The organism is Burkholderia sp. AU32262 (assembly GCF_020419985.1).
GTDB classification, from domain to species: Bacteria; Pseudomonadota; Gammaproteobacteria; order Burkholderiales; family Burkholderiaceae; genus Burkholderia; species Burkholderia semiarida.
The window spans coordinates 25,524-31,523 of record NZ_JAIZRS010000044.1 but is presented as its reverse complement, the minus strand read 5'-3'; the positions used below and the strand labels follow the sequence as shown (position 1 = coordinate 31,523).

The 6,000-nt window shown below is 62.9% G+C and carries 7 protein-coding genes; 2 read left to right on the top strand and 5 right to left on the bottom strand.

Annotated elements, in window-relative coordinates:
- Positions 1-522: 522 nt before the first annotated feature.
- Both LGN10_RS32020 and LGN10_RS32015 read right to left on the bottom strand, forming a co-directional pair.
- Positions 523-1,053 (bottom strand): cytochrome b, encoded by a 531-nt coding sequence (locus LGN10_RS32020; protein WP_185716590.1) that lies wholly within the window; start codon positions 1,051-1,053, stop codon positions 523-525.
- Positions 1,053-2,138 carry a catalase family peroxidase gene (locus LGN10_RS32015; RefSeq protein WP_099315984.1) on the bottom strand — a complete coding sequence of 362 codons (1,086 nt, stop codon included), beginning with the start codon at positions 2,136-2,138 and terminating at the stop codon, positions 1,053-1,055. The genes LGN10_RS32020 and LGN10_RS32015 overlap by 1 nt, the downstream gene beginning before the upstream one ends.
- A gap of 158 nt (positions 2,139-2,296) precedes the next feature.
- Here LGN10_RS32015 and LGN10_RS32010 point away from each other — a divergent pair, with 158 nt between their 5' ends.
- Both LGN10_RS32010 and LGN10_RS32005 read left to right on the top strand, forming a co-directional pair.
- Positions 2,297-2,818 (top strand): sigma-70 family RNA polymerase sigma factor, encoded by a 522-nt coding sequence (locus LGN10_RS32010; protein WP_059580351.1) that lies wholly within the window; start codon positions 2,297-2,299, stop codon positions 2,816-2,818.
- Positions 2,815-3,573: an anti-sigma factor family protein gene (locus tag LGN10_RS32005; protein ID WP_226226132.1), complete on the top strand. Its 759-nt coding sequence runs from the start codon at positions 2,815-2,817 to the stop codon at positions 3,571-3,573. The genes LGN10_RS32010 and LGN10_RS32005 overlap by 4 nt, the downstream gene beginning before the upstream one ends.
- Before the next feature lie 391 nt (positions 3,574-3,964).
- On the opposite strand, the gene LGN10_RS32000 is transcribed toward LGN10_RS32005, so the two are convergent.
- The 3 genes from LGN10_RS32000 to LGN10_RS31990 all read right to left on the bottom strand — a co-directional run bounded on the left by LGN10_RS32000 (position 3,965) and on the right by LGN10_RS31990 (position 5,446).
- Positions 3,965-4,261 (bottom strand): hypothetical protein, encoded by a 297-nt coding sequence (locus tag LGN10_RS32000; protein WP_226226130.1) that lies wholly within the window; start codon positions 4,259-4,261, stop codon positions 3,965-3,967.
- Positions 4,262-4,751: 490 nt separating this feature from the next.
- Entirely contained in the window at positions 4,752-5,069 is a 318-nt protein-coding gene (locus LGN10_RS31995; RefSeq protein WP_059580358.1) for a hypothetical protein, read from the bottom strand.
- 26 nt (positions 5,070-5,095) lie between these two features.
- Positions 5,096-5,446: a hypothetical protein gene (locus tag LGN10_RS31990; protein ID WP_226094359.1), complete on the bottom strand. Its 351-nt coding sequence runs from the start codon at positions 5,444-5,446 to the stop codon at positions 5,096-5,098.
- Positions 5,447-6,000 lie beyond the last annotated feature (554 nt).

Genomic DNA, 6,000 nt, shown 5'->3' with positions numbered 1-6,000 from the left:
AATATGAATCACTTCATAAACCTGACTTACTTTAGTGTGAGACTCTTGATACTTTCGCTATCTGATCCGAGGATCAGCTCGCTTTCATCAAGCGCCCACACTTATCGGCTGTTAATTTTTAAAGAGCGTTTCTGCGAGAAACTCCGTGTTTCCCAGCAGCGCTGCGTTTTCAGCAGCAGAGAAGCGAGATTATCAACCGTTTTTTGAGACTCGTCAACAACTTTTTTAACTACTTCGCTGCGACGACTGCGGTTTAATTTCGCGTGCACTGGAATCGATAAAACCGACTTCAACAGCACCGCTTCCCTCTTCTTCCCCCGCGCCGCGTTTCCGTTAGCGCGAAAGAGGCGTGATTCTATGCATCTGCCCCAGTCTCCGCAACCCCTTTTGTGAAATATTTTTGACGTGCTATGGCGGGGGCCGCCGAGCACTTCCCAGTGCTCATATATAAGACGACACGGCAGGCGCGGCCTCGGTCGCCCCTGAACAGCCCCCGCCGTATCGAACGCAACCTTCCGTCGATTACCGCCCCACCATCGCCCTCACCACGCCGTCCCGCCGAATCAGCCCGTGATACAGCGCCGCGGCAAAGTGAGCGAGGAACGTCAGGAAGAAGAGATACGCCAGCACGCGATGCGCAATCCGGAGCCAGGCGAACGTCACCGGATCAGCCGACACCAGCGCCGGTAGCTGCACACCGCCGCCCAACGTCACCGGATATCCGCCCGCCGACAGCATCGCCCAGCCGATCAGCGGCATCGCCACCATCAGCGCATACAGCACGAGATGCGACCCGTGCGCGGCCACCTTCTGCCACCACGGCAGATCGTCGGGCAACGCCGGCGGCTTCGACAGCATCCGCACCACGATCCGCACGCACACCAGCACCAGCACGGCCACGCCCAGCGGCTTGTGAATCGCCACCAGGATCTCGTGCCGCCCGGAAACCGACGCCACCATCCCCACCCCGATGAACAACATCGCGAGAATCATCGCGGCCATCACCCAGTGCAGCACCCGCGCCGGCAAGCTAAACGTCGTCGAAGCCTTCATCACCGTCCCTCCCCACTCAATCGCGCCACGCCTGCCACGCCGGCCTCTTCACTCGTGCGCCGCAGATACGAATCCGCATACGCGGCCGAGCGCGCCGCCAGCAACGGATCGCCCGACACCTGGATCCCCTGCGGCAGCACCGTCGGGTCGTAATTCACGTCGCGGCACGGGCCGCTGTCCTGCGCCTCCACGCGGTCGAGCACGAGCGTGCCCGCATCGATCGTCGGGCGCTGCGCGGGCCAGACCTTCGTCGCGTCGTCCACCGGGTCGCCGGGCTCCGCCAGCGTGACCAGCAGCTTCCACTTCTGCGGGCCGGCCGCGATGCGCTGCGTCACGTCCTGTTGCAGCACGTTCGGATCCGCGGCCGTCGCGACGTCGCCGGCGCCGGCCGTCTGCTCCGGCACGACACGCCACCGCACGGCCTGGCGCTTGCCGGCCGCATCGACGAAGTAAAACGCGTTCAACCCGTAATAGCTTTCGGTGACGTAGCTCGCGCTCGGCTTCGCACCCTTCACCCACTGCAGGAACGCGGCCGCCTCCGGATGCGCGCCGAAGAACGCCTTCACCTTCGCCGGATCGGGCTTGCCCGTCTTCGGATCGGGCCGGGTCGCGAGCGTCTGCTCGTAGAACGCCTGCGGCGTCGCGACCGGAAACACCGGCATCGCGTTCATCCCGGTCCGCCATTGCTGGCCGTCCGGCGCGGTGAGCTTCAGTGCGAGGCTGCGGATCGGCACGCTGCTGTCGGGCGCGTACGGGTTCCCGCCCGGCAACGCGAAGCGCCCGACCACCGGCGTGCGCACCGGCTTGAAGAACGGCGCGACCGAATACGCGCTCGCCGCGCCGTTGCCTTCGAAATAGCCGGTCACGCACACGCCCTTCGCGTGATTGCGCCGGTAGCCGGGATGGATGCCGCTGTTGGTCTGCAGCGCGTCGACGAGCCGGTGCGGGGTCAGACGCGCCGGCGCGAGCCACCCGCCGGCATACCCGAACGCCGCCGCCACGCCGGCCACCGCGCCGCCGATCACGGCCCAGCGCCACCACCCGCGCCCGGGCTCGCGCTGCGGCGAAGAAGAAGATTGCTTCATGAATGCACTCCCGATCGTCAGATCATTGTCGAACGCGCGTAGGACGCCGCCCGCACCGCTTTATTCCACGAAAAGTTTTTTCGTATGCTGGAGGGAATAACCGATGCCGGCCGGCGTCTTACGCGGCATCTACGACCCTTTCGGCAACCGGCCCCGCCATGCCCTCCACCGCCCTCGACGACGAAGCATTGCGCGAACTCATCCCCAGGCTGCGACGTTTCGCGCTCTGGCTGGCGCGCGATGTCCATGCGGCCGACGATCTCGTCCAGTCGACGCTCGAGCGCGCGCTGTCGCGCTGGACGAGCCGTCGCGACGACGCGTCGCTGCGCAGTTGGCTCTTCACGATCCTGTACCGACAATTTCTCGACGGCAAACGCAGCGCGAAGCGCTACGCGTGGCTGCTCGGCCGCATCCACGACGACGACGAAGCACACTGGCCGTCCGCCGAACGCGAATTCGCGGCGCGCGCGACGCTCGAAGCATTCGGCCGGCTCTCGGACGAACAGCGCAGCCTGCTGCTGCTCGTCGCGGTCGAAGGCTTCACCTATCAGGAAGTGGCCGACCTGCTCGAGGTGCCGATCGGCACCGTGATGTCGCGGCTGTCGCGCGCGCGCCAGGCGCTGCGCCAGCTGAGCGACGGCGAACTTCCTGCTCCTTCCTTGCGGTTGATGAAAAAATGAACACGCCTCCGAACGAACATGACCTTCAGGCCTATGTCGACGGCCAGCTCGACGACGATGCGCGCGCCGCGGTCGAGCGCTATCTCGCGCTGCATCCGGCCCGCGCGGAACAGGTGAAGCAATGGCAGCAGGACGCGCAGCGGCTGCGGGCCGCGCTCGAGAGCGTGCGGATGCCGGCGGACAACCCTGCGCTCGATCCGGCGGCGATTCGCGGCCGGCGAGCGGAGCGCACGCGCATGCGGTTCGCGATGGCGGCTTCGTTCGTGTTCTGCGTCGGGCTCGGGACGTTCGGCGGATGGCAGGCGCGCGGGTGGAACGCAGCGCCGCCCATCGCGCCGATGAGCGATGCGGTCAAGGCTTATCAGATGATGGTGGTCGATCGAACGGCCAAGGTCGATTACCGGCCGACCGGTGCGGGCGATTTGCAGGGATGGCTCACCAAAGGCGTGGGCGCATCGGCGAAGCTGCCGGATTTGAGCGCGGCGGGGTTCAGGCCGGTCGGTGGGCGGTTGTTCACGACGGACAGCGGGGCGACTGCTGCGATGGTGCTCTATGAGGATGATGCGGGACGGACGCTGAGCTTCTATCTCCGGCCGGCGGAATCGGGACATCGGCTGTTGCCGAACGGGCAACGCGCGGATGGCGCGCTGCTCGCGCGGTATGGGTCGGTGAACGGACTCAATTATGCGGTGGTCGGGCCGGCCGGGAGCGTCGGGGAGAAGGCGATCGCGCAGGCGCTCGATCAGCAGACTTGAAGTCGCGGGATGCGCGCCCGGCAGGCGGTTGGTGGTGACCGCCAGCGGCTTTTGTGGCGCGGCTTGGCGGGCGTGAACGATCTCATGCTCGCCAGTCGAATGCACAGCGTTTCGACTGACTTTCCCGGGCTGTTGTTCACATCGGAACCCCGGCGGCGCCCTCGCCTTTGGAATCACAGGGTTTCGAGTCGCTGCGGAACGGGATATCCACATCGATCACGGATAAGCGATCTCGCTTCCAAGGCGGGCTACGATCCTGTCCGTCCAGGTAGAGTCGCCATGGGGACCTGGCTGCCGGCGAGCATCTTGTTGGCTCGGCGCACAAACACCCAGTGCCAAACCCAGAGGAAAACCTTGACGCCGCCGGCGACGGAGCCCATGGCATTGCGTATCAACGAAAGAACGTGGGCAAGCACCACCCGATGCAGCTGATCCGGCCGAGCGAGCGCAAACCCGACAGCGCCGGATTGATACGAGACTCCGCTTCCAGGGACTTCACAACGTTGGAAATAATGAAGAAGTCCTCGATGAAGTTGTACGGCACGAGGAACATCAGCCAGACACTGTTGGGTTCGGCCACACGCGATCCGCGGCTGACCGATTTCAGGGTCGTCCTGAGGTCGCTCGCGTACGCATAGACCAGCGCCAGGAACACCGCGATGACGACGATGCTTCCGATTGTCCCCAAGCACCGCTATTTCGCCGAGAACGCCTCTGTCGTCGGAGGGATAGATGAGGGGATAGCACCGAATTCGCTTACCCTCGCCTGTTGAGCGCACAGGATTTCGAGTGCGTTGGCTGCTCGATATCCACACGACATTCCATCACTACGGATCGCGCGAGGACGCTCCGCATCGCCTGCGCTATTCCGGAAAATCCCCGTCAGACAAGACGTTCGGGCTGATTCGCATGGTCGAATGCATGGTGCTCACCTGTCCGGAGCACAGCGATTCGACTGGTTGGGCGTGCGGGTTGTCCACATACGGGCTGTCGACAAGCGCACGAAACCGGATGTTCGTTTCGCATGCACCTCGTTCTCAGGGCTTGCTTTTCTCCGTCCAGTTGGGCCCAGCTTGTGATCCGCGCACGCGCTCACCTTTTGCCCGCACAGCGTTTCGCATCGTTTTGTACCGAGGTTATCCACATATGAAGGCCGACTACCTTCATCGCCTCCGAAGTCACTTGATCAGATAAACCCTGAGAATCTCGCCGGTTTCCGGAGAGACGACATACTTCATCGACGTCCCGAGCGGACTCGCGTTGCCGAGCCCGCGCACGCCTGGGGGCATCTTCGCTGCGAACGTCACACCGATGACGGCGTCCTCGGGCTTCGGATCGACCCTGGCTGCACTTTCGTCCTCGATGTAGATCTCGAAGTTACGCAGGTCCTGCCCGGTCTTCGCAAATTCCTCGTAGGCCGCCTTCAGGCCGAGCAGCGTCGCGGTATTGAGCCGGACCGAGCATCGATCGACCGCGCCGAAATTCAATTGGGTCATCGCCTCTCCCCGAAGACGCCGCGCTTCTATCCTGCTTCCTGCCCGGCCATCAATTCCCTCAGGCATTCAACGCACGTTGCCGTCAACCATCCGATCGCCGTCTCCATCGGCTCGTCATTGTCGAACCGATAGACGCCTCCGCCTGCGTGCGTCCCGCCCAATTCAAGCAGCTTCGTCGCTTCCGATTCGAGCATGTAGCCCGGAAACTCGATCTCATCGCGCACCAGCGTCAACGGCACGACCCCGCGGCCGCCCTTCCAGTTGCCACGATCGTTGACGAGTTCGGACACAGCACGAGTCACGAGCTCGCCTCCGACACGTCCGTGATATGAACAATTCACCAGCGGCATCATTTCACCTTTGATTTCCAATCCCATGGCTGCGCGTCGCTCAACACCCGGACGATGCGCTCGCCATCGGACAGATCAATCGCACCGCGCGACACCATCGGAACCTCGTATGTCATCACGTGACCGCTCACCAAGGATGACGGCAATTCTACAGAGCGGCTGGTCCAAGCATCGGTCAATGCTCTCCACAGTTTTCGACTTCGTTCATCCAATCGCTACACGAAGCGCACGGCGTGAGCGGATCACAGTCGACGGACTGTGCTTATCCAAAGGTGTTAACAGAGTTCGTATATATACGTAGTGATAGTTAACAAACCCTGTGCCCCACAGTGGATAACGTCGGTAACGCACTGAATTTTCAACGCGAATCGAAATGCATAACCCTGGGTGCGCGACGTGAACAGCGTCCGGCAGCACAGAACAACTTTTCGTCGATTCACAGCCGCGCCGACATATCCTCAATCGTTCCACTGTGAATCCAGAGGCTTGCCGGACGGTTATCCAGAGGGCGATGTGGATAACACCACAGCACATCGACGCGTTTTGCTGTGCTGCGAAGATGTGAAGCCGACGTTCCACGC